At 70.5% G+C, this 21,783-nt stretch carries 22 protein-coding genes and 1 pseudogene; 6 read left to right on the top strand and 17 right to left on the bottom strand.

Annotated elements, in window-relative coordinates; all coding sequences use genetic code 11:
- Positions 1–36 precede the first annotated feature (36 nt).
- Complete coding sequence (locus tag ACQEWB_RS48275; RefSeq protein WP_432843075.1) at positions 37–834, top strand: helix-turn-helix domain-containing protein; 798 nt, start codon at positions 37–39, stop codon at positions 832–834.
- Between the two features lie 29 nt (positions 835–863).
- Here the strand turns inward: ACQEWB_RS48275 and ACQEWB_RS48270 are convergent, their stop codons facing one another.
- Positions 864–1,511: a dihydrofolate reductase family protein gene (locus ACQEWB_RS48270; RefSeq protein WP_432843073.1), complete on the bottom strand. Its 648-nt coding sequence runs from the start codon at positions 1,509–1,511 to the stop codon at positions 864–866.
- Between the two features lie 196 nt (positions 1,512–1,707).
- On the bottom strand, positions 1,708–2,628 hold the full coding sequence (locus ACQEWB_RS48265; protein WP_432843071.1) for an SGNH/GDSL hydrolase family protein: 921 nt from the start codon (positions 2,626–2,628) through the stop codon (positions 1,708–1,710).
- 181 nt (positions 2,629–2,809) lie between these two features.
- Here ACQEWB_RS48265 and ACQEWB_RS48260 point away from each other — a divergent pair, with 181 nt between their 5' ends.
- Positions 2,810–3,265, top strand: a complete 456-nt coding sequence (locus ACQEWB_RS48260; RefSeq protein WP_432843069.1) for a hypothetical protein — start codon at positions 2,810–2,812, stop codon at positions 3,263–3,265.
- A gap of 57 nt (positions 3,266–3,322) precedes the next feature.
- Here ACQEWB_RS48260 and ACQEWB_RS48255 read toward each other — a convergent pair whose 3' ends face one another.
- From ACQEWB_RS48255 to ACQEWB_RS48235, 5 genes and pseudogenes are all read right to left on the bottom strand, one after another.
- Positions 3,323–4,603: an alpha/beta hydrolase gene (locus tag ACQEWB_RS48255; protein ID WP_432843067.1), complete on the bottom strand. Its 1,281-nt coding sequence runs from the start codon at positions 4,601–4,603 to the stop codon at positions 3,323–3,325.
- A gap of 174 nt (positions 4,604–4,777) precedes the next feature.
- The gene (locus ACQEWB_RS48250) at positions 4,778–5,320 is read right to left on the bottom strand and encodes an NPCBM/NEW2 domain-containing protein (protein WP_432844389.1); all 543 of its coding nucleotides are present in this window, start codon (positions 5,318–5,320) and stop codon (positions 4,778–4,780) included.
- Positions 5,321–5,383: 63 nt separating this feature from the next.
- Positions 5,384–5,461 (bottom strand): annotated as a pseudogene (locus ACQEWB_RS48245) (hypothetical protein); the annotation flags it as partial.
- On the bottom strand, positions 5,446–8,022 hold the full coding sequence (locus tag ACQEWB_RS48240; RefSeq protein ID WP_432843065.1) for a galactosylceramidase: 2,577 nt from the start codon (positions 8,020–8,022) through the stop codon (positions 5,446–5,448). The gene ACQEWB_RS48240 and the pseudogene ACQEWB_RS48245, both read right to left, overlap by 16 nt.
- Positions 8,023–8,232: 210 nt before the next feature.
- Positions 8,233–9,015 (bottom strand): MBL fold metallo-hydrolase, encoded by a 783-nt coding sequence (locus tag ACQEWB_RS48235; RefSeq protein ID WP_432843063.1) that lies wholly within the window; start codon positions 9,013–9,015, stop codon positions 8,233–8,235.
- Positions 9,016–9,114: 99 nt separating this feature from the next.
- Between ACQEWB_RS48235 and ACQEWB_RS48230 the strand changes: the two genes are divergently transcribed.
- Complete coding sequence (locus ACQEWB_RS48230; protein WP_432843061.1) at positions 9,115–10,056, top strand: helix-turn-helix domain-containing protein; 942 nt, start codon at positions 9,115–9,117, stop codon at positions 10,054–10,056.
- 61 nt (positions 10,057–10,117) lie between these two features.
- Here ACQEWB_RS48230 and ACQEWB_RS48225 read toward each other — a convergent pair whose 3' ends face one another.
- Positions 10,118–10,468, bottom strand: coding sequence for a MarR family transcriptional regulator (locus tag ACQEWB_RS48225; protein ID WP_432843059.1), 351 nt, complete (start codon positions 10,466–10,468; stop codon positions 10,118–10,120).
- A gap of 131 nt (positions 10,469–10,599) precedes the next feature.
- Between ACQEWB_RS48225 and ACQEWB_RS48220 the strand changes: the two genes are divergently transcribed.
- Entirely contained in the window at positions 10,600–11,340 is a 741-nt protein-coding gene (locus ACQEWB_RS48220; RefSeq protein WP_432843057.1) for an ANTAR domain-containing protein, read from the top strand.
- A gap of 124 nt (positions 11,341–11,464) precedes the next feature.
- Here the strand turns inward: ACQEWB_RS48220 and ACQEWB_RS48215 are convergent, their stop codons facing one another.
- On the bottom strand, positions 11,465–12,175 hold the full coding sequence (locus ACQEWB_RS48215) for an SDR family NAD(P)-dependent oxidoreductase (protein WP_432843055.1): 711 nt from the start codon (positions 12,173–12,175) through the stop codon (positions 11,465–11,467).
- 149 nt (positions 12,176–12,324) lie between these two features.
- Between ACQEWB_RS48215 and ACQEWB_RS48210 the strand changes: the two genes are divergently transcribed.
- Complete coding sequence (locus ACQEWB_RS48210; protein ID WP_432843053.1) at positions 12,325–12,957, top strand: TetR/AcrR family transcriptional regulator; 633 nt, start codon at positions 12,325–12,327, stop codon at positions 12,955–12,957.
- 16 nt (positions 12,958–12,973) lie between these two features.
- On the opposite strand, the gene ACQEWB_RS48205 is transcribed toward ACQEWB_RS48210, so the two are convergent.
- A complete protein-coding gene (locus tag ACQEWB_RS48205) occupies positions 12,974–13,888 on the bottom strand; it encodes an AraC family transcriptional regulator N-terminal domain-containing protein (protein ID WP_432843051.1) in 915 nt (304 codons plus the stop codon).
- Positions 13,889–13,987: 99 nt separating this feature from the next.
- Here ACQEWB_RS48205 and ACQEWB_RS48200 point away from each other — a divergent pair, with 99 nt between their 5' ends.
- Positions 13,988–14,995: an aldo/keto reductase gene (locus ACQEWB_RS48200; protein WP_432843049.1), complete on the top strand. Its 1,008-nt coding sequence runs from the start codon at positions 13,988–13,990 to the stop codon at positions 14,993–14,995.
- Between the two features lie 13 nt (positions 14,996–15,008).
- On the opposite strand, the gene ACQEWB_RS48195 is transcribed toward ACQEWB_RS48200, so the two are convergent.
- The 7 genes from ACQEWB_RS48195 to ACQEWB_RS48165 all read right to left on the bottom strand — a co-directional run bounded on the left by ACQEWB_RS48195 (position 15,009) and on the right by ACQEWB_RS48165 (position 21,653).
- On the bottom strand, positions 15,009–15,263 hold the full coding sequence (locus ACQEWB_RS48195; RefSeq protein WP_432843047.1) for a ferredoxin: 255 nt from the start codon (positions 15,261–15,263) through the stop codon (positions 15,009–15,011).
- Entirely contained in the window at positions 15,260–16,456 is a 1,197-nt protein-coding gene (locus ACQEWB_RS48190) for a cytochrome P450 (protein ID WP_432843045.1), read from the bottom strand. The genes ACQEWB_RS48195 and ACQEWB_RS48190 overlap by 4 nt, the downstream gene beginning before the upstream one ends.
- A gap of 25 nt (positions 16,457–16,481) precedes the next feature.
- On the bottom strand, positions 16,482–17,318 hold the full coding sequence (locus ACQEWB_RS48185; protein ID WP_432843043.1) for a mycofactocin-coupled SDR family oxidoreductase: 837 nt from the start codon (positions 17,316–17,318) through the stop codon (positions 16,482–16,484).
- Between the two features lie 67 nt (positions 17,319–17,385).
- Positions 17,386–17,997, bottom strand: coding sequence for an SRPBCC family protein (locus tag ACQEWB_RS48180; RefSeq protein ID WP_432843041.1), 612 nt, complete (start codon positions 17,995–17,997; stop codon positions 17,386–17,388).
- The gene (locus ACQEWB_RS48175) at positions 17,994–18,473 is read right to left on the bottom strand and encodes a (2Fe-2S)-binding protein (RefSeq protein ID WP_432843039.1); all 480 of its coding nucleotides are present in this window, start codon (positions 18,471–18,473) and stop codon (positions 17,994–17,996) included. The genes ACQEWB_RS48180 and ACQEWB_RS48175 overlap by 4 nt, the downstream gene beginning before the upstream one ends.
- Positions 18,466–19,341, bottom strand: a complete 876-nt coding sequence (locus ACQEWB_RS48170) for an FAD binding domain-containing protein (protein WP_432843037.1) — start codon at positions 19,339–19,341, stop codon at positions 18,466–18,468. The genes ACQEWB_RS48175 and ACQEWB_RS48170 overlap by 8 nt, the downstream gene beginning before the upstream one ends.
- Positions 19,338–21,653, bottom strand: coding sequence for a xanthine dehydrogenase family protein molybdopterin-binding subunit (locus tag ACQEWB_RS48165; protein ID WP_432843035.1), 2,316 nt, complete (start codon positions 21,651–21,653; stop codon positions 19,338–19,340). The genes ACQEWB_RS48170 and ACQEWB_RS48165 overlap by 4 nt, the downstream gene beginning before the upstream one ends.
- Positions 21,654–21,783 lie beyond the last annotated feature (130 nt).

Raw genomic sequence — 21,783 nt, 5'->3', positions numbered from 1 at the left:
TGGGCTGTAATCGACGAGTACTGGTAATTTTCCACCATGTCGCATCTGGTGGAGCTTGCCCTCGATCTGCCTCCGCACGTCGAGAACGCGGGCGTGGGCAGCCACGGACACGCCGGTCCGCACGACGTGTTCCGGCTGCCGCGGCTGTGGCAGCTTCATCTGTACGGCTACTCCGGCATCCTGGAATTCGGCGGCTTCCGGCATCCGATCCGCCCCGGCCACATGAGCCTCGTGCCACCCGACACCGAGGTCCACTTCCACTACGACGCCACACCGTCCGAGCATCTGTACGCCCATTTCCGACTGCCCGGCGAGGGCGAACTCCGCCCGATCCCGGTGATGCAGGACGCCGGTGCGGACGCCGTGGTGCTCGGCGGCCTGCTGCGGCAGACGGTCGCGGCCGCCGCACAGTCCCCGGCGCGGGCCTCCGCGGAGCTGTGGACCGTGTTGTGGCGCATGACCGGCCTGACCGGCTCCGGCGACACCCACGAGACGTCCCGGCATCCCGCCCTCCGCTCGGCCAAGGCCCACATCGAGCAGCACCTCGCCGGTCCGCTGGACATCCCGGAGATCGCCCGTGCCGCCGGGATCTCCCACACCCATCTGACCCGGCTGTTCCGGGCGGACACGGGGCTCACGGTCGTCGGCTACATCCGGCACCGCCGGATGGAACGCGCTCGGCACCTCCTGATCGCCTCGACGCTCGCCATCCCGGCGATCGCCGCGACCGTCGGCATCCCCGACCTCCAGGCGTTCAACAAGACCTGCCACCGGGAACTGGGCGCCTCACCCCGGACCGTCCGACGCACAGGGCAGCCGGAGCGGCCCCGCTGACATGCGGAGGGTGCTCGTCCCGAGGCGGTTCAGGGGCTCGTGCGGGTGAAGGTCAGGTGGGTGACTCCGCTGGGCGAGGAGACGGCCTCGATCTCGTAGTCCTTCTCCAGGTCCTCCAGTCCTTCCCAGAGGCGTACTCCTCGGCCGAGCAGGATCGGGGCCACCACGACGTGCAGGTGGTCGATGAGCCTGGCGGCAAGGAAGTCGCGGACGACGGTGGGGCCTCCGCCGATGCGTACGTCCTGGCCGTCCGCGGCCTCGCGGGCCCTCTCCAGCGCCTCGGCGGGCGAGGTGTCCAGGAAGTGGAACGTCGTGCCGCCCTCCATCTCGATCGACGGGCGCGGGTGATGGGTCAGGACGAAGGTCGGCGTGTGGAACGGCGGGTTCGGCCCCCACCACCCTTTCCACTCCGGGTCCTTGTGCCATCCGGGATGACCGAACTTCCCCGCCCCCATGATCTCGGCACCGATCCCGGGTGCGAACCGCCGGGCGAAGGCGTCGTCCAGGCCCGCACTCCCGCCGGGCCGGCCCACCATGTCGTGCCAGAACCGGGTGGCGAACATCCACTCGTGCAGCCTCTCGCCGGCGTGACCGAACGGCGCGTCGAGGCTGAGGCCCTCTCCGGTGCCGTATCCGTCGAGGGAAATCGAGAAGTTGTGGACTCGGGCCAGTGACATGGCGGGCGACTTCCTTCCTGATGCCGTTCGGACGGTGCTCGGAGGTTAGTGGCCGATTCCGCGCTTCGCGACATTTGAGCCACCGCTTCAACGTGTGGCGGCGGCACGCGTCCGGAGAGGAGCCGGTGGCCCGTCGGCTCCGTCATGTTGACGGAGCCGACGGGACGCAGTTCCGCTGGAGGTCCCGCCGGGCGGGTCAGCGTCCGCGGCCGGTGCCCAGCTCCGTCAGAACGGCCTCGGCCATGGCCGCCTCACCCTTCGCGTTGGGGTGGGCCGGAGCCGCCGGTGAGGCCGGCTGGAGTGGCTCGATCCAGCGGTCCGCGGGCGGTTTGCACATGTCGTGGTCGCGCGTAGGGCCGTAGGTGTCGACGTACTCGACGTGGTTGAGCGCGGCCGTCGCACGGAGCATCAGGTTCAGGCGCTTCTCGGTGTCACGCAGGTAGGGGAAGTCCTTGGCTGCGAAGGGCACCGAGGGGTAGCAGCCGCTGCCGTCGTCCGGCAGGAGGTCCGGATATCCGACGACCAGCACGCGTGCGTGCGGTGACCTCTCGTGCACGGCCCTGAGCACCTTGGTGATCTTCGGTGCCGTCTTGAGGATCGTCAGCGCCAGCTGGTCGACACCGGACGCGGTGTAGTACTGCTGGCAGGGGTTGCCCGTCAGGTCCTTGGCGGAGAGCTGCGCGCAGGTGGCGATGATGGAACCGAACCCGACGTCGTTGCCGCCGATCTGCACCGTCACCAGGTCGGTGTCCCGGTCCACCGCGTCCAGCTGGGGTCCGTTGGTGCCCTGGGGCTTCCACATCTCCTCGGTGGTCGCGCCGGCGCAGCTCATGTCGATGAGAAGGGTCGCTCTTCGCTCCGCCGCCACCAGGGACGGGTAGTTGTGATCGGAGCGGGCACAGTTCGCGTCCACCTGGTCGGGGATCACGGGACCCGAGGTGTACGAGTCGCCGAGGGCCACGTACTCGGTGTGCCGGTCGCCGCGTCCGCCGTTCGTGTGCGCCGCCGCCGGTGTCCCCGCGGCCAGGACCAGCGCACAGCCACTGACCGCGGCCGCAACTGTCCTTGCCCGTGGGCGCGTTCGCGCTGGTACAGCCGGATCCGTCACATGTCTCATGCGGGCCTCCCCTTCCGAGCCGTCATGGCGGGGCTCGACCCGTGTGCGGTCGTACCCCGTTCAACTGAGCTTGTATACCGGCGAGTAGAGCCCGTGGACCAGGGGTGTGCGCCGACCAGTTTCCCTGTGCTGTACTGCACTTCTGCCCGCCCGGCCGAGATCACTCCGGAGGCCCCGTCCCATGGCCCGCCTGTACCTGCGCTCCGGCATGGATCCCGGCGCTCCCGAGACGGCCTACGCCGTCCTCGTCGTCGATCCCGGGGGAACGCCCGGGGAACGTGCCGTCGCCGCGCTGGGCTCCTACTGCTACGAGGGTGACGGCGCGCTCTACCTGGTGCGGACCGACGGCTGGGCCGAGAAGTCAGCCGTGGCCGGTCAACTCGTGGTCGGCATCGCCGTACATCCCGTCGCGTTGCGGCAGGCCGACGTGAACCCCGAGGAGTTCCCCGGCCGTTCGTCCGCGGACCCTCGGGCCGTGCTGCTGCTGGAGGTCCGCGCGCCCGTCGACCCGGCGCTCACCGCGCACCTGGCCGAACCGACCGCCGTGTTCGGCGCGGGTCCCGATACGACGGTCGACGAACTGCTCGCCTCGGACGACGCGTGGCCCATGCTGCTCGCTCCACCACCGCAGAACTGACGCGAAGCAGCTTGAGAGGGCTATGCCGTCCGAGGCCCTGGGCGGCGACGGCGGCCGTCACTTGTGCGGCGTCGGGGTGGGAGTGACTTCGGTACGCACGGCATCATGGCCGTCCTCGGGGCGGGCGGCGACCACGGTGCCCTTCTTCGGGTGGCGGGGGATGACGTCCTGGGGGAACGTCAGCTGCTGGTTCATCCACTTCAGCGCGGCCGGCATCTCCCGTACCCAGGTCGGGAAGTTGTGGCTGCCGTGCTCGGGCAGGATCGACGCGACGCGCATGGGTGCCCGGACGGCCCTGATGAACGCCAGGGTCTGCGGGTAGCCGCGCTCGCCGTGCTTGCTCTCGGCGACCAGGACGGAGACCTGCGGGACGGGCAGATGCCTGAGCCGCCACATCAGGTCGTGGCCGTTGACGCGGTTGACGCGGCCCAGCCCGCTGCCGAAGAGGTTGCCCGTCGTCGGATCGTCCTTGACCCGGTAGTCCGGCGAGAGGGCACCCGCCGTCGTGTACACGTGGGGATTGCGCATGGTCAGCTGCAGGGCGCAGCTTGCCCCGGAGGAGTAGCCCATGACGCCCCAGGCACTCGCGTCATGGCCCACCCGGTAGGCGGACTTCAGGGCGTCCGGGAGGTCCTTGGCCAGGAAGGTCTCGGTCTGCGGGCCACCCGGGACGTTCACGCACTCGGTGTCGCGGGGCGGGGCGATCGTCGGCCTGATCATCACCATGACGGTCGGCTGCATCCGGCCCGTCCGCTGCAGTTGTCCGGCGGTCTGTGACACCCGGAGGTACTGCGCGAGGTTGAAGATGCTCCCCGGGTAGCCGCTGAGCGCGACGATCACCGGGAATCGCTGGCGGCGATACGCCTTCTGGAAGTACTGCGGCGGCAGATAGACGAACGCCGGGTCGACCACGCCGGTGCGCCGGCCGATGACCTTCACGGACTCCACTCGCCCGTTCACCGCCGCCGGGCCGGAGGGCAGTCCGCTGACCCGGTTCAACTGCTCGTCGGAAGCGGGTTGCACCAGCGCCCCCTTCACGGCGACACCGTTCACCGTGCCGTCGCCGTCGCGGGCCCCCGCCTGGGTGACCCCCACGGGCGCGGTCTCGACGTGACCGAAGAGTTCACCCCACGACCCGAAGAACTGGTACGAGGAGTTCAGCCAGCAGGCGAACGCCGCGACGATCACCACCTGCGTCACCCCGATGGCCGCCAGCCGTGCCAACACCTGCCGCACGCCCTGCCGGGCGAACCGTGGCCACAGCCACACCAACAGCCCCACACAGACGGCGGCCAGAGCTGCCGTCACATACACGGTCGTCTCGCTGGTCAGACCCATACCACTCGATCCCCGGTTACCTGTCGGCGCCGTCCCCTTCATCCAGAAGGAGGGCTACGGACTCCTATACGTTCCCCAACGAACGCAAAAGGGATAAAGGAGCGGCCCAAATGGACGCCTGCTCCTGAACCCCGAGGAGCAACGAGACCGGGAAAGAGCGCTTCGTCGACCGGACTACTGCGCGCAGGTGAGCCGGGCGTCCGCCCAGTCCGCGTGGTCGTGGGCGTTGCCGTCGCCGCCGTCCTGGACCACCAGGTGCAGGTCCTGGACGCCGCTCACGTCGACGTCCAGGGGTACGGCCGTCGAATCGCCGGTCAGGACGGGGGTGGTGGTCAGGGTGCGGCCGTCGGCGACCAGGGCGAAGGTGACCGAGCCGTACGGGGCGACCTCGTCGTCGATGCCGACCGTGGCGGTCAGGCGGGTGCAGTTGCCGCCGAGGTAGAAGGCCACGTCGGCGGCCGCGTGGACGCCGAGTCCCTTGGTGTACGCGGTGCCGCGGATGGTGATCGGCTGCCCGTCGCCCGCGGCCTGTTCACCGTTGGAGCTGTCGCGTTCCACCGGGCCCCAGCCGTTGGCGCCGGAGACGAACGACAGGTCGCTGAGGTACGGGCTTCCGGTGGGCGGTGGGATGGGCACCTGGGTGCTCGCCGTGCCGTACGTCCAGTGTCGTACGGCGTCTCGGTCGTATGTGGCGAGCGGGGAGAAGGTGTTGGTCACGGGTGTGTCGGCGGCCGTGGGGGCGGTGACGGTCCAGTGCGCCGTGACCGAGTGGCCCGGGGTGACCCGCGAGAAGGTGACCGGTGTGGTGGCGGTCGCTTTCCAGCCTGCCGGGGTTCCGGGGGTCAGCGTGACGTCGGTGGCCGCTGAACCGGTCGCGGGGACGGCGAAGGTGGCCGTGAGGGTCGCCGATTCGCCGCGGTGGACGGTCGAGGGCAGGGTGGCGGTGAGGGTGGCCGGGGTGCCGCCGGGTGCCGTATCGGGGTGATGCTGAGGTTGTCGAACTCGTCCGTCTGGTAGCCGACGACGCCGAGGCCGATCTGCCCGGTCGAGTAGGCGGAGTCGTCGACCGCGCCGATGCGTCGGCCGTCGACGCTCGCGGTGATGGTGGTGCCGCTGAAGCTCAGGCTCAGGTTGTGCCAGCGGTGGGTGCCCAGCGTCCGGGTGGTGCCGTCGGCGAGGGTCGTCAGCCGGCCGCCGCTGTCGCTCCTGACCACGGACCACCGGCCAGTGTCGGCGACCCGCAGGAAGTAGCCGGCCTGGTGGGACTGCGGACGCTGTTGTTCGCCGGCCCTGCCGATCAGCTCGACCGTGCCGGGTTGCTCCAGGTAGACGTCCGAAGCGACCGTGTAGTCCTGCCAGTCGGTGTCGCCGAGGAGGGCGAAGGCGTCACTGTCGTCCTGCCACTCGATGGGCTTCTCGGCGGCCATCTGCCGTACGCAGCGACCCTGGCGTCCTCCCCTGCAGGGCGCGGTCTCGAAGGAACCCTGCATGTCGGACAGGTACTTCGCCTCGCGTCCGGGGGTGTGCTGCTCGAAGGAGTCGCGGTACGGCAGCGCCAGGTGGCCCTGGGGCGGGCCGGCCGCCGTGCCGTGTCCCTGGCCGGTGGTGGTGGTCAGTGAGTAGACGTGGCCGGGCTCCAGCGTGACGGAGAAGTGGCCGTTCTCCGGGGTCGCGTCGCCGGTGTGGACGAAGCCCCGGCCGCCCGTCGCCAGATCGGTGGACCAGATGTGCACCGTTCCGGTGGGGAGTCCGCCGCCGATGGTGAAGTCCGCGGTCTGTGCGCTGCTCGCGGTGGAGGTCTCCACGATGGTGCTGTAGGCCGAGTTGTCGGCCGGTTTCAGGGTGACGTAGCTGCCGTTGGTCCGGTCTCCGTCCAGGTAGCCGCTTGCCTGGTCGACGAACTTCCAGCCGGGGCGGGTGACTTGGGTGACCTGCGCGGTCGTCCAGAGGCTGGTGCCGAGGTCGTATGCGCCCGACCAGGGCTGGTCGGCCACCGCGAGGCCGACCGTGTCGTAGGGCAGGTTGGGGTAGACGGCCGCGAGCAGGGGCCAGTTGAGGTAGGCGGTGAACCTGCCGTCGAGATAGCCGCGGGTGATGGAGCGGATCAGCGCGCCGGCGCCGGTGTTCTCGTCCAGGGAGCCGTTCTCACTGGCCCACAGCGGTTTGCCGGTGGCCTGGGCGTTGTCCGAGCTGTAGCAGGTGTCGGCGCTTCCTCCGTCGCCGCCCTCGCAGGGGTAGTGGACGCCCACGACGTCGACGGAGTCGGCGAACTGCGTGTCCTTGAGCATGTCGTCGGCGACGTCCAGCCCCGAGTCGGCGGCGACGATCCGTACCGGCAGATGCCGGTCCGCGAGCGTGCTGTGCAGCTTCTCGTACCAGGCCTTGTCGTAGCCGCGTTCGTTCCAGCCACCCAAGTAGTCGATGTCCAGGCCGTGTCGGCGGGCGCAGCCCAGCCAGTCGGTCAGGTAGTCGATCATGTCCTGGGACCAGAAGTCGCCGCCGCCCGGGGAGTTGTCGGTGTTGCCGATCCAGCCGGGGGCGCCCCAGGCGAGGCCGTACAGCTTGATGTGCGGGTTGCGTTTCCTGGCCTGCTCCATCAGCCACCACTCGTAGCCGCTGTCACAGTGCACGGTTCCCCGGGTGTGCTCGATGCTGGGCTCGGAGCCGTCGGTGGAGTTGGTGTCGCCGCCGATCTCCACCTTGAGCAGTTGCAGCGAGGCGCCGTAGCCGGGCTTGAAGAGGTAGTCCAGGATCTGACTGCGTTGCGGTTCGGGGTAGTTGATGAGCAGCCGGGAGTTGCCTCCGCCGCCGCTGATCGCGCCGATGCCGTCGAAGGTGCGGCCGGTGCCGGAGCCGTCCACCGCGATCTCGGTCGTGCCCGGCTCGGGCGCCTCGCCGGTGAAGTCGATCCGGTCCACGGTCACGGCGGTGCCGGTGGCAGCGGCGTTCTTACGGCCCGTCCAGGTCAGGGTGAAGGTGTGGGGTCCGTCGGTGAGCGTGGGGCTGGTCCACAGGGCGACGTCGCCCGTCCGCGAGGTGGCGTAGAAGTCGACGTCGACTGCTGCTGCGCCGTCGATGGAGACCGCGCCGATGCCGTGTCCGGGGTCGGTCACCCCGTGGAGGGTGAGGCCGGTGCCGGTGAAGTCGAAGGCGACGGAGTCACCGGTGTGGTCGGTCCAACTGTTCGTACCCTGATAGGGGTTGGCGGGAGCCCCTTCGCCACTGGCATGGCCCCAGCCGGAGCCGTGGTAGTCGAACTGGTCCCGTCCGCTGCCCTGGATGGAGTCGTCCACGCTGACAGTCGTGGCAGCCGTGGCGGCGTTCGCCGGTGCCGGTGTCACGGCGGACGACAACAATGCAAGGGCACTTGTCACCGCGCCGCCCCACAGCAGGACACGGTGCCGGACGGACTGGAGCATGCGCTCTCCCGACCTCGGATGCGACGGAGGTGAACACCTCCGCACACATGGCTACAGGAACGCACGCCTCCGAGGAAGACTCTGCTCAGGATCCAACACAGGAAATTGCCAAGTGGGTTGGCTCCGGCAGCACGTCCCGAATGCCCGCCCATTCACGGTCTACGACGATCCTGCTCATCGCCCGTCTCCCGCCTTGCCCGGCGGGCGGGTTCAGGCGTCCTGGGCGCCGTAGAGGTACCGGTTGGCGATGTCGATGATGAACGCGCCGCCGTAGGACGGGTAACGCTCCAGGATCGCCTTCTTGTACGCCTCCCCGTCGTCGCCGAGCAGTTCGCGCGCGTCGGCCAGGTAGCGGCGCAGGTCGGCGAAGACCTCCGGTCCGGCGGGCAGTCCGTGTCCGGCCAGGACGGTGTCGTACGACTGCTCGGCGGCGAGGGCGTCGAGGGCCTGGCGCCAGCCGTCGATGTCGTTGTCGCCCAGGAACAGGTGGATGTCGTGGTAGACGAGGTCCTGGGCGACGAGGACGCCCTGCTCGGGCAGCTTGACGACCAGTTGGTCGGCGGCCTCCCCGCCGGAGTGGGCCTCGAAGACGAACGGGACACCGTCGATCACCTCCGTCCCCGGCGTGATCTCGACGGTCGGGGCGATGTCGGCGGCCGGGATGACGGTGCCGGACGGGTCCCGGCCGTCGCCCTGGGCGGCGATCTGGTCGCGGACCGCGGGCAGGGCGTGGACGGGGGCTGCGAAGCGGGCGGCGCCGTGGAAGTGGTCGGGGTGGGCGTGGGTGATGATCAGCCGGTCGATCGGCTTACCCAGGCCCTTCGCGTACGCGACGACCTCGTCGGCGTAACCGAGGGCGTACTGCCCGTCGACGGCGACGATCCGGGCCGGCGTCTCGATGAGCTGAGTGGTGACATTCAGACTGTCGTCCGGCGCCATGTAGCTGTGGACGCGGACCGTTCCCTTGTCGATGACCGTGACAGTGCCGTTCATGATGCGCCTTCCTCCAGGTCGGACGGCATCCGGTGAGCCGTCCACTCCCCCACTGTCGCGCCCGGGCCGCGGCCGGGCGAGATACGCTGGAGACCTGTGATGGTCGGAATCGGACATGCCGAGAGGCAGGCGGTCGTAGTGGCCCGGGAGATCGCCGGTCGTGCCGTGGAGGGTGACGTCACGATCCCCGCGTTCGGTTTCCACCCGCCCACCACCCCGGTCTCCGGTCTCGAGGTCACCGACCTGGCCACGGTGCACGCCCGGATGTCCGACGGCAGTCTGGAGCGGGTCCACCGGGTCGACTTCCACACCGTCATCCTGATCACCGAGGGCAGCGGGGAGCGCTCGGTCGACTTCGTCACCCACCCCTGCCGTCCGGGCACGCTGCTGTGGATCCGGCCCGGTCAGGTGCAGCGTTTCGGACGTCCCGGCACCATGAACGGCACCCTCCTGCTGTTCACCCCCGCCTTCCCGCCCCATCTGGCGAGCACCGAGCGGATCCTGCGTGAGTGGTACGGCGGCCCCGTCTGCCGACAGCTGGGCGCCGGCCGCGACCACGCCACCGTCTCCGCCCTGGTGAGCCAGATGCGGGCCGAGTTCAGCCGCTCGGACGGCGCGGTGTCCCGGGAGATCCTCCAACTCCAGCTCGCCACCCTGCTGTTGCACCTCGACCGGCTGCCCCGCTCCGACGGGCCCGGCGAATCGGGCACGGGCGGTGAGATCTACGCCCGCTTCCGCGCCGAGCTGGAACGCTCCTACGCCACCACCCGCCGCGCCGACGACTACGCCCACCGCCTCGGCTACACCGTCAAGACCCTCACCCGCGCCTGTCTGGCCGCCACCGGGCAGCCCGTCAAGCAGGTCATCGACGCCCGGGTCGTCCTCCAGGCCCAGCGGCTGCTCGCCCACACCGACCAGCCCGTCGCGGTCATCGCCCGCGGCCTCGGCTTCTCCGAACCCACCAACTTCGGCAAGTTCTTCACCCGCCACACCGGCACCGCCCCGGGCGACTTCCGCCGCGCCCACCAGGCCCCGCAGTGACCCGGCGCACCGGGCAGTACGCGCAACCCTGCCCGCGGACGCCGGCCGGTTCGGCGCGCGCTCAGGAATCCGCGCGGACCTGCTCGATCACGCCTTTGCGCTCGGCCTCGTCCTTGAGCAGCATCGACAGCAAAGAGGCCACGGTCAGACCGGCCTCGGCCGGGTGACGCAGGATCCCGCTCGGGTCGATGCGGTAGCTGTTGGCCCGGCCGTTGCGGGTGTGGGACAGGTACCCGTCGCGCTCAAGGTCCGCGATGATCTTCTGTACGGCCCGTTCGGTGAGTCTGCAACGCATCGCGATGTCACGGATCCGGGCGTTGTGGTTGTCCGCGATGCTGGCCAGCACACGCGCATGACTGGTGAGGAACGTCCATCCGGTGTGCGGCTCGGGTACTCCATCGACTCCCACCATGACCAAATCGTACGACTTGGCGTTCACGCACACAAAAACGCGAAAGAAAATTCACGTATGCCTTGACGTGTTAAAAGGGGCGTATGACTCTGGGACGGGGTACCCCGTCGACCGATCAGCGGGAGGCGATCATGCCGGAACGTCCCCTTGGAGAGTCGTTCACGAGCGGAGACCAGGGCGAGGGCACGTCGCCGTCCTCCCGGGCTCTGGTGGTGGAGACGGGGCCTGACGACGACCGTGTGGCGGTCACCGTGAGCGGGGAGTTCCGCCTCGACGACAGCCAGAATCTGCGGCGTGCCCTGGTGGATGCCCTCTCCAGGTCGGCCACGGGAGTGGACCTGGATCTCGGCCGACTCACCTTCGCGGACTGTTCCGCGCTCAACGTGCTGCTGGCCATCCGCCGTGACGCCCTGGTCATGGAGAAGACGATTGCCGTGACCGCCGCCAGCCCGGCCGCGGAACGCCTGTTGACCTTCACGGACACCTACGAACTCTTCACCACACCCCCATCCGGGCCCTCGGGGCCACCGTCCGAGGGCGCCAACGACGGGCTGCTCCAGTCCGAGGTGGTCCAGCTCCGGCGTGCGCTGCGCACCCGGCCGGACATCGACCTGGCCCGCGGGATCCTGATGGCCTCCTTCAACCTCGACCCCGATCAGGCCTGGGAGGCGCTGGTCACCGCCTCCCAGCACACGAACACCAAGCTGCACCGCCTGGCCAAGGACGTGGTGGCCGCCGTGCACGGGGCTCCGCTGCCGGATCCGGTCAAGAAGCAGCTCACGGAGGCCGTCACCAGGGCCGGCAGGGCGGCCCCGCAGCGGGCGGACAGCACTCGCGCGGAGCCCGCCCGCGAGAGCGTGGAGTGCCCGTAGGGGCGGATCGACGCAGCCGACACCGCCGCGCGGGCACCAACGCGCACCGGTCGGCGACGACGAGTCCCACGGCCTCCGCACTCGCGGCACCGCCTCGGCGTTCAGGACGCCTCACTGCCTACGGTCACGCGGCCGCGTGCTCCGGGTACAGCCGCTCCACGCCGTCGCGCTCGGTGTACATCTCCCAGTACAGGTCGGCGAGTTGGTCCGGGTCGACGACCGGGAACCCGTCGAGTCCGCGCTCGGCCGCCTTCTCGCTGACCTCACTGCGGGCGATCATGGCGCCGACGGAGAGGGTGCCCGCGTAGATGCCGCCGTCGGCCAGTTCGGCGTTGAGGGAGTACACGTAGTTGCGGGCCGCGGCCATGACGGGGCCTATGCCACTGAGGTGGGCCATCGGCGTGACCGCCGAGGCGCCGGTGGTCATCAGGAAGGCGCCGTCGCCGCGCTCGGTCCACTCGGGCAGGACGGCGCGGGCCACCTCCACCGGGGTGAGCAGGAAGAGCGGGATCAGCCCCTCGAGGGTGGCCGCGTCCAGCTGCGCGGCCGGGGTGAAGCCCTGGTCCCCGCCGACGGGGCCGTACTCGATCGCGTCGATCCGGCCGAAGCGCTCACGGATGGCCGCGACCAGCGCGGGGATCTCGGCCGGCTGCTGGAGGTCGGCGGGGAAGCCGGCCGTCTCGATGCCCTCGGCGGCGAGCTCCGCGACCAGCGTGTCCAGGCGCTCCTTGCGGCGGGCCACCAGGGCGACACGGAAGCCTTCGCGCCCGAAGCGGCGGGCCACGGCGAGACCGAGGCCGGTACCGGCCCCGAAGACGGCGATCACTTTGGACATGGGGGTGCTCCTCGGCAGACATGCATCTTGACCCAGTGGTCAACTTACTTCGAGACCGTAACATGAAACTTGACCTCGGGGTCAAGTTCGGTTCCGGGGAAGGATGCGACCATGGGGGACGCCGTACCAGGAGCGGGAGGAACGACCGGATGCGGGCCGACGCGCAACGCAACGCGGAGAAACTGCGGGCAGCCGCCTCAGAGCTGTTCCAGGAGCGCGGGCTGCAAGTACCGCTCAAGGAGATCGCCCGGCGGGCCGGCGTGAGCCACGGCACCCTCTACAACCTCTTCGGCACCCGTGAGGCGCTCATCGACGAGGTGGTCACCGACCTGGCGGCGGAGCGTCTGGACGCGATCGCCCAGCGGGCGCTGGCCTTCGAGGACGCCTGGGACGGGTTCGCGTTCTACATCGAGAACATCTGCGAGCTTCAGGCCAACGATCCGGCCGTGGCCGACGTGGTCGGCGGCCGCTATCCGGGCGCCGAGCGCCTGATGACCGTGTGCGGCCGCACCCTGGCCACGGTGGAGCGGATCGTCGACCGCGCCCGGCAGGCCGGCACCCTGCGGCCCGACTTCACCAGCGAGGACCTGGTGCTGATCCTGGGGGCCAACGCGCACCTGGCCCGCGCCGCCGCCGAGTCGGCCCCCGACGCCTGGCGCCGCGCCGTCGCCTTCCAACTCGACGGCCTGCGCACCGAGGCCGCCCGCCGACCGCTGCCCGTCGGCCCCCTGACACCGCAGCAGGTCTACGAGGTGTCGGGCAGCCTCAACAGGGAGCCCTAGCCGGCTCGCTGGACGATCAGGGCTTCGCCCCCGACCCGTCGAGCAGCACCGGCATCTGGCGGGCCTCGGTGAGGCGGGTGCGCAGGCGCTGTGCGTCCTGGCCGGGCGGGAGGCCGTACTCGCGCCGGTACTCGCGGTTGAACTGGGTGGCACTGACGTATCCGACCGCCTGCGCGACCTGAGCCGCCGTCACATCACCCGCGAACAGCCGCCTGCGCGCCTCCTGGAGCCGCAGGTGCTTCTGGAACTTCAGCGGGCTCATGCCCGTGGCCGCCTTGAAGTGCCGGTGCAGGGTGGCCGGGCTCATGCGGGCCACCTCGGCGATCTCGCCGATGCCCAGCGGTTCGGCGTAGTGGTCGCAGATCCAGCGGGCCACCCTGCGGATCCGGGAGGCTGCCGAGTCGGCGAGGGACCACTGGCGAAGCACGGGGCCGAGGGGGCTGCGCAGCAGCCGGTAGAGGATCTCGCTCTCGACGCGCGGGGCCAGCGGGCGGATGTCCTCCGGGTGGTCGAGGAGGCTGACCCAGCGGGTGACCGCGTCGACGAGTTCCGGTGCCATCGGAGCGGTGACCGCGGCGGTGACGGCGGGTGGCGGCGGCGATCCGGCCTCGTCCAGTTCCATCTGTACGGCGGCCAGCTCCTGGCTGTCGAGGCGCATGACCGCGGCGCGGTAGGGCACCTTCTCGAAGGCGGCGGTGACCGGCAGGTCGAGGGTGATGAGGGCCATCTCGCCCCGGGGCGTGATCCAGGTGCGGTCCCCCGCCGCGGTGCGCTTGGCGCCGTCGGCGATGAAGCAGATCATCGGCTCGTACATCACCTGCATCGGCTCGATGAACTCGTCGAGCGCGACCAGCGAAAGCCGGGGCACGGCGGTCTCGGACCAGCGTCCCTCGCAGTGCCGCCCGACGGCGCGGGCCAGCGGGTCCAGCATGAGAGGCATCCTTCGCACGAGTACGGATGAGAGGATCAGGCAATCCTATGCGATCAGCGCCCCATGACGTCCCGGTGCCGTCCTCCTAGCGTTGATCGCATGACACAGCACGACAAGAACCTCCCCCACCGCAGGCTCGGCACCCAGGGTCTGGAGGTCGGCGCCCTCGGTCTGGGCACGATGGGCATGACCATGGCCTACGGGGCCGGCGACGAGCGGGGCGGCATCGCGACCATCCGGCGCGCGTACGAACTCGGGGTCACCCTCTTCGACACGGCCGAGCTGTACGGCATGGGCACCGGCAGCAACGAGCAGCTGCTCGGCCGGGCGGTGAAGGGCTTCCGCGACGAGGTCACGATCGCCACCAAGTTCGGCTTCGACCTGAGCGATCCGAGCAAGGTCGGCGCGGCCCTGGACAGCCGTCCCGAGCACATCCGCGAGGTCACCGAGAACAGCCTGCGTCACCTCGGGACCGACCACGTCGACGTGCTCTACCAGCACCGGGTCGACCCGGACGTCCCGATCGAGGACGTGGCCGGGACGGTCGGCGAGCTGATCGCCGAAGGCAAGGTGCGCTACTTCGGCCTGAGCGAGGCGGGCCCCGACATCGTCCGCCGCGCCCACGCCGTGCACCCGGTGTCCGTGCTGCAGACCGAGTACTCGGTGTTCGAGCGGGCCGTGGAGGCCGACGTCCTGCCGGTGGTACGGGAGTTGGGCATCGGCTTCGTACCGTACTCGCCGCTGGGCCGCGGCTTCCTCACCGGCGCGGTCAAGCCGGCCGCCGAGTACCCCGCGGACGACATGCGCAGCTTCGACGAGCGCTGGCAGCCCGGGAACTACGAGCAGAACCTCGCCGCCATCCGCGAGCTGACCTCCCTCGCGGAGAGCAAGGGCGTCGCGGTCACCCAGCTCGCCCTCGCCTGGCTGCTGGCCCAGGGTGAGGACATCGTCCCCATCCCGGGCACCCGCAGCCCCCGCCGTCTGGAGGAGAACGTCGCCGCGGCGCACGTGCACCTCGACGCGCAGGACCTGGCCCGCGTCGAGGAGATCCTCCCGCACGGCGCGGCCGGAGCACGCTACCCCGCGCGCATGATGCCGACCTGGTGAAGACGCCGGACGCTCAGGCATGGAAGCGGGGCGGGACGGCCGGCGGCGGGAAGACCCGCTCGCCGGTCTCCGCGTCCTCGATGCCGATGGCCTCGATCGGGCACGACTCGGCGACCTCCAGTACGAGTTCGGAGGCGGGCAGTGTCCTGGTCCTGGCCCGCCCCTGTCCGCCCTCGTCGAGTTCGAACTCCGCGGGGGCGGAGGCCGCGCACAGGCCCGTGCGGACGCAGACCCGTCTGTCGACGGTGACCGTCCAGCGGTCCGTCATCGCCGGGCTCCTTCGATGACGAGCGGCAGGGTCTTCCAGCCGCGGACGGTCGAGGTCTGCGCCAGTTCGGCCCGGTCCCAGTCGACGTCCCAGTCGGGGAAGCGTTCCAGGATCTCCTCCGCCGCGATCCGGCCCTCCAGGCGGGCGAGGGCCGCGCCCAGGCAGTAGTGGGCGCCGGCACCGAAGCTCTGGTGCTGGGTGACGCGGTGGATGTCGAAGGCGTCCGGGTCGGGGAATCGGCGCGGGTCGCGGTTGGCGGCGGCCAGGAGGAACAGGACGGCGCTGCCGGCCGGGACTGTACGGTCGTACAACCGGACGTCCTTGGTGACGTACCGCGCGGCGAACGGGCCGGTCGGCTCGAAGCGCAGGACCTCCTCCACGGCGTTCGGGACGAGGGACGGATCTGCCGCCAACTCCCGTCGTGCGTCGGGGAATCGGGCCATCAGCGCGCCGAACCAGCCGATGAGGCGGCCGGTGGTCTCGTTTCCGGCGCCGGCGACCACCGTGCAGTAGGTGAGGACCTCGTCGTCGGTGAGGGTGCGGGTGACCCCGTTCTCGTCCTCGAACTCGGCGGTCATGAGGTCCGTCATCAGGTCGTCCGAGGGATGCTGCTTGCGCCACTCGATGTATGCCTTGAAGGCGTCCGTGCTGAGGATGTCCTCGTGGTCGATCTTGCCGCCGTCCTCCGTGCCGAGCGTGTCGTCGGTGTAGTCGCGGATGGCGGGCTGGTCGGCCTCCGGGATGCCCAGCAGCATGCCGATCACCCGCATCGGCATCTCGGCGCCGACGGCCTGGACGAGGTCGAAGCGCTCGGCGCCGGCGACCGGTTCGAGGGCGCGGCGGCAGTAGGCGCGTACGCGTGGTTCGAGGGTGGCGATACGGCGGGGTGTGAAGACGCGGGCGAGCAGCCGGCGGTGGATGTCGTGAGCGGGCGGGTCCTCGAAGATGAGGGTGCCGGGCGGGAGTTCGAGTTCCGCCTGGATGATCTCCAGGATGTCGCCGCGCGCGGAGGAGTAGGTCTGCCAGTCGGCGAGGCCCCGCTGGACGTCGGAGTACCGGCTGACGGCGTAGAAGTCGTGCTTGTCGTTGTAGTAGAGCGGTGCCTCCTCACGAAGGCGTGTGTAGAGGGGGTACGGGTCACGGGCGAGGGCGGGGTCGTAGGGGTCCCAGTAGATCGCGTGGGCGGTGGTCACGGGCGCAACTCCTCTGCTGTGCGGCTCACTTGAGCAGGGCGCCGGCGTCGATCGGGAGTGTCACGCCGGTGATGAAGCGGGACTCGTCGGAGGCGAGGAAGAGGACGGCGTTGCTGATGTCGAGGGGCTCCACCCACGGGGTGGGAAGCATGTGCATGGCCTGGGAGACGGCCGCGAAGTCGTCGACGGTGGGATTCTCCAGGTCGGGGCGGAACATGCGGTAGGTGCCCTCGTGCATCACCATCGGCGTGTTGACCTGGGTGGGGTGCAGGGTGTTGACGCGGATGTCGTGCGGCCCCAACTCCCCTGCCAGCGTGCGCATCAGGCCGACCACGCCGTGCTTGGCGGCGATGTAGTGGCCGATGTTGGCGTACCCCTTGAGGCCGCCGACGGAGCTGGTGAGGACGACCGAGCCGCCGCGGCCGCCGGCGACGATGTGCGGGGTGGAGACCTTGGTGGACAGCCATACGCCGGTGAGGTTGACGTCGATCATGTCGCGCCAGGTCTTCTCCTCCATGGCGTCGAGGGTGGCGCCTTCACTGCCGAGGCCCGCGTTGGCCACGACGATGTCCAGCCGCCCGAACTCGGCGACCCCGTCGTCGACGGCGGCCTTCAGCGTGTCGTGGTCCCGGACGTCCGCCTGCACGGCGTGGATCCGCCGCCCCAGCTTCTGCACCTGCCGGACCGTCTCCTCCAGGTCCTCCCGCGTGGACATCGGGAAGGAGACGCCGTCGAGCTGCCTGCACACGTCGATCGCGATGATGTCGGCGCCCTCCTCGGCCAGCCGTACGGCGTGGCTGCGGCCCTGACCGCGGGCGGCGCCGGTGATGAAGGCGACCTTGCCTTCGACTCGTCCGGGCATGACTACCTCTGTTCCTGGGGTGAGTTGGGGGTGAGCTGTGTGGTGGTGACGGTGGCGGGGAGGCCGGTCACCGGGCGGTGCGTCGGCGCCCGCGCAGGAGGAGCAGCAGGAGGAGCAGCGCGGCGGCCGGGGCAGCGAACCGTTTGAGGGCGCCGGTCGCGGCGATGAGGTCGATGGGTTCGGCCGTGGGCGGTCGTACGACGGCGGGCTCGTCCGGGGTCACGTCCCGTGCCGTCGTGGCGAGTTCGCCGGCGAGGTTCTCGGCGAACCGTCCGATGAGGGTGCCGGCCACCTCGGCGAGAGTGCCGCGGCCGAACTGGGCGGGCTTACCGGTGACGGCGAGGTCGGTCTCGACGAACACGTCGGTGGCATCACCGCCGGAGCCGACCAGGCGACAGGTCACCGTCGCCCTGGCGGTGCCGTTCCCACGTGTCTCCCGGCCGGCCGCTTCCAACACCACTTTCCTGTCGCCCTCGTTGAGGGAGAGGAACTTGACGGTGCCGCTGTAGGTGAGGCCGACAGGCCCGAGTCTGACCTTGATCCGGCCCTGGAACGTGTCGCCGTCCCGGGCGGTGAGCGACGCTCCGGGCACGCACGGGGTGATGCGCTCGATGTCGAGGAGAACCCGCCAGGCCTCCCCCACCGGCACCGGAATGGTCAGCTTGTTCTCCAGTCTCATATCGGGTCCTGGCTGTCGGCGGCGGCCCGGACCGCGTTGACGATGCCCTGGTAGCCGGTGCAGCGGCACAGGTTCCCGGACAGGGCCGCGCGGATCTCCTCGTCGGTGGGCTTGGGGTGTCCGGCGAGGAACGCGGTGACCGAGACGACGAAGCCCGGGGTACAGAAGCCGCACTGCAACCCGTGGTGTTCACGGAACGCGGCCTGTACGACCGAGAGTTGACCGTCGGCCGAGGCGATCCCCTCGACGGTCGTCACCTCGCTGCCGTCGGCCTGCACGGCGAACACCAGGCAGGCGCGCACCGCTTCACCGTCCAGCAGCACCGTGCAGGCCCCGCAGACCCCGTGTTCGCAGCCCAAGTGGGTGCCGGTCAGGCCGCAGTTGACGCGCAGGAAGTCGGCCAGGGTGAGCCGGGGTGGCACGGTGTCGCGGCGCGCGATGCCGTTGACCCGTGTCCGGAGTTCGACGTCAGCCATGGACTGCCTCCCGTACGGCGCGCCGCCAGGCCCGGGCCACCATGGCCGCGCCCACGCGCCTGCGATATGCGGCGGATCCGTGCAGGTCGGAGGGGATCGAGTCGAGGTCGGCGGTGGCGAGGTCGCCGATCTCGTCGGCCTTGTCCTGGTCGGGTTCGGTGCCGAGGACTTCCGTCTCCACCGTGCGGGCCCGGCGCGGGGCCGGGCCGAGGCCGAACAGTCCGACGGCACACCGGTCGATGCGCCCGTCAGGGCCGAGGCCCACGGCGACCGTGGCGCCGGCGAGGGCGAAGTCCCCGCTCCTGCGGGCGAATTCCTCGACGGCGAAGCCGCAGGGTCCGCGCCAGACGGGAAGGACGACGGCCGTCAGGAGTTCGTCCTCGGCGAGGGCCGTGGTCCAGGTCCCGGTGAAGAAGTGCCCGGCCGGGATCGTGCGGCGGCCGCGCACCGAGAGCGCTTCGAGCTCGGCGTCCAGGGTCAGCGCCACCGCCGGGTACTCGGCCGCGGCGTCGGCGTGCGCGAGCGAGCCGCCGATCGTGCCGCGGTTGCGGATCTGGAAGTGGCCGATGAGTGGGGTCGCGTAGGCGAGGAGAGGCACCAAGCGCCCAATTTCTTCCGAGCGTTGGACGGTGGACTGGGTGGTCGTGGCGCCGATGCGCACCGTCCCGTCACGGTGTTCGATGCCCCGGAGCTCGTCCACGCGCCGGAGGTCGACGAGGTGCCCGAACGCCGCGAGCCGCAGGGCCAGCATCGGGACCAGGCTCTGCCCGCCCGCGAGAACCTTCGCCTCCTCCCCCAGCTCGGTGAGCAGCGCGGCTGTCTCCTCGGCGCTGCCGGGAGCGTGGTATTCGAATGCGGCCGGTTTCATGCGCGCCTCCGGGCCTGCTCGACGAGGTCGACGATCGTTGCCGGTGTCAGCGGCAGCCGGCTGATGCGCACGCCGAGGGGTGCGAGGGCGTCGGCGACGGCGTTCACGACGGCGGGCGCGGAGCCGATCGCGCCGCCCTCGCCCACGCCCTTGTGGCCGCCGGGCCCGGGGCTCGGCGTCTCGATGTGTCCGAGTTCGATGGTCGGGACCTCGGTGGCCGTGGGCAGGAGGTAGTCCATGAAGGTGGTCGCGAGGGGGTTGCCGTCCTCGTCGTGGGCGAGGTGTTCGTAGAGCGCGCCGCCGATGCCCTGGACCGTGCCGCCGTAGATCTGTCCCTCCACCACGGCGGGGTTGATCATCGGGCCGCAGTCCTCGCTGACGACGTACCGCAGCAGCTTCACCGCGCCGGTGACCAGGTCGACCTCGCACGTGCAGACGTGGGTGGCGTTGGCCCAGATCATGAAGTGCGGGGTGCGGTAGCGGCCGCTCGCCTCGAGGCCGGGCGGGATGCCGGGTGGCAGGGCGTGGGTCTGGAAGTGGGCGAGGTCGGCGATCTCGGCGAGGGTGAGCCCCGTCGAGGGGTCGCCCTTGACCGAGGCCCGGCTGTGGGCCAACTCCAGGTCTCCCGCGTCGACTTCGAGGCGGTGGGCGGCGATGGCGAGGATGCGTGCCCGTAGTCCGGCGGCGGTTTCGGCGATGGCGCCGGCGGTCATCGGGCCGGAGCGGCTGCCGCCGGTTCCGGCGCCGTATGGGGTGAGTGCGGTGTCGCCCTGGATGGTGTTGACGTCCTCGATGGCGGCCCCGAGTGCGTCGGCGGTGAGCTGGACGACGGTCGTCTCCAGGCTGTTGCCGCAGGATCCGCCGGCCATGTAGACGTTGACCTTGCCGGAGGGCTCGATGCGGATCGTGGCGCCCTCGGTGGCGTGGAACGGCGTTGCGCCCGCGGTCGGTTCGACGTAGGTGCAGGTGCCGACTCCGAGGTAGCGGCCCTGTGTCAGGGCTTCCTTCTGCTCGTGCCGGAAGGCCGGGTAGTCGAGGATCTCCAGGGCCTGTTCGAAGGTCTCGTACGGGGTGATGTCGTCGTAGGGCATGCCGTTGAAGTTGGCTGTGGGCAGGTCTTCGCGGCGCAGCATGTTGCGACGCCTCAACTCGACGGGGTCCATCGCGAGTTGGCGGGCGGCGGTGTCGAGGAGGACCTCGCGGGCCATGGACTCGAACTGCCAGGGCCCGCGGTACGCCACCCGGCCGCTGGTGTTGGAGAAGACGAAGCGGGAGCGGAAGGTGCCCTCGGGGATGCGGTACGGGCCGGGGAACAGCATGCCCACGGCGATGCCGCTCCGCACGGGCGACGGGGTGGGGTAGGCGCCGGCGTCCTGGACGTGGTCGAGGGTGGCGGCCAGGATGCGGCCGTCGTCGTCGAGTGCCAGGCGGGCCTCGCCGTGCTCGTGGCGGGCCTGGCCTGCGGCGAGGAGGTGTTCCTGCCGGTCCTCGATCCACTTGAGGGCGGCGGGCAGTCGTACGGCGGCCAGCATCACGCACATGTCCTCGCGCTGCGGCAGCACCTTCTGCCCGAAGCCGCCGCCGGTGTCCCGCATGACGACCCGTACGCGGTGCTCGTCGACGCCGAGCAGCCGGGCGCAGAAGGACCGGACCTCGTGCGGGGACTGGGTCGCCGCCCAGATGGTCAACTCCCCTGCCGGGGCCGACCATTCGGCGATGATGCCGCGGGTCTCCATCGGGACCGGCCCGTAGGACTGCTGGTGGACGGTCACCGTGACGGTGTGCGGCGCCCCGTCGAAGACGGGATCGAGTTCTTCCATCGGGCGTCCGGCGAGCTGTCCGACCAGGTTGCCCGGGTGGGTGGCGTGCACGGACTCCGGGGCGTCCAGCGCGGTGGCGTAGTCGACGACCGGAGGCAGCTCCTCGTAGTCGATGACGACCGACTCGGCCGCGTCCTCGGCGATGTAGCGGTCGGCGGCGACGACCATCGCCACCGGGTCGCCGACGAAGCGCACCTCGTCCTCGGCGAGTGGCGGGCGCGGGGTGTCGGGGTCGTCGCGTCCGTTCAGCGTGTACCACTGCTCGCGGACACCGGGGTTGAGGTCCGCCGCCGTGAACACCGCGTGCACGCCGTCGAGTTGGAGTGCCTCCGCGACGTCGATCCCGGTGATGCGGGCCCTGGCAAGGGGGCTGCGTACGAAGCAGGCGTGGAGCATGCCGGGGCGGACGACGTCGTCGACGTAGGTGCCGGTGCCGGTCAGCAGCCGCGGGTCCTCGACGCGCGGGATGCGGGTGCCCGTATAGCGAGCCATCTGCCTGGCCCTCCGTCCATGCTGAACGAGTGTTTAACACGAGCGCTGAACAAGTGTTTAACATCGGTCCGTGGAGTCGTCAAGCAGATCGGCCGGTGGAGCAGTCAAAGAGATCGGCCGGTGGAGCCGT

This window comes from Streptomyces sp. CA-249302 (genome assembly GCF_050936785.1).
GTDB lineage: Bacteria > Actinomycetota > Actinomycetes > Streptomycetales > Streptomycetaceae > Streptomyces.
The sequence above is the reverse complement of the archived record's forward strand: the minus strand, read 5'-3'. Positions and strand labels throughout refer to the sequence as shown.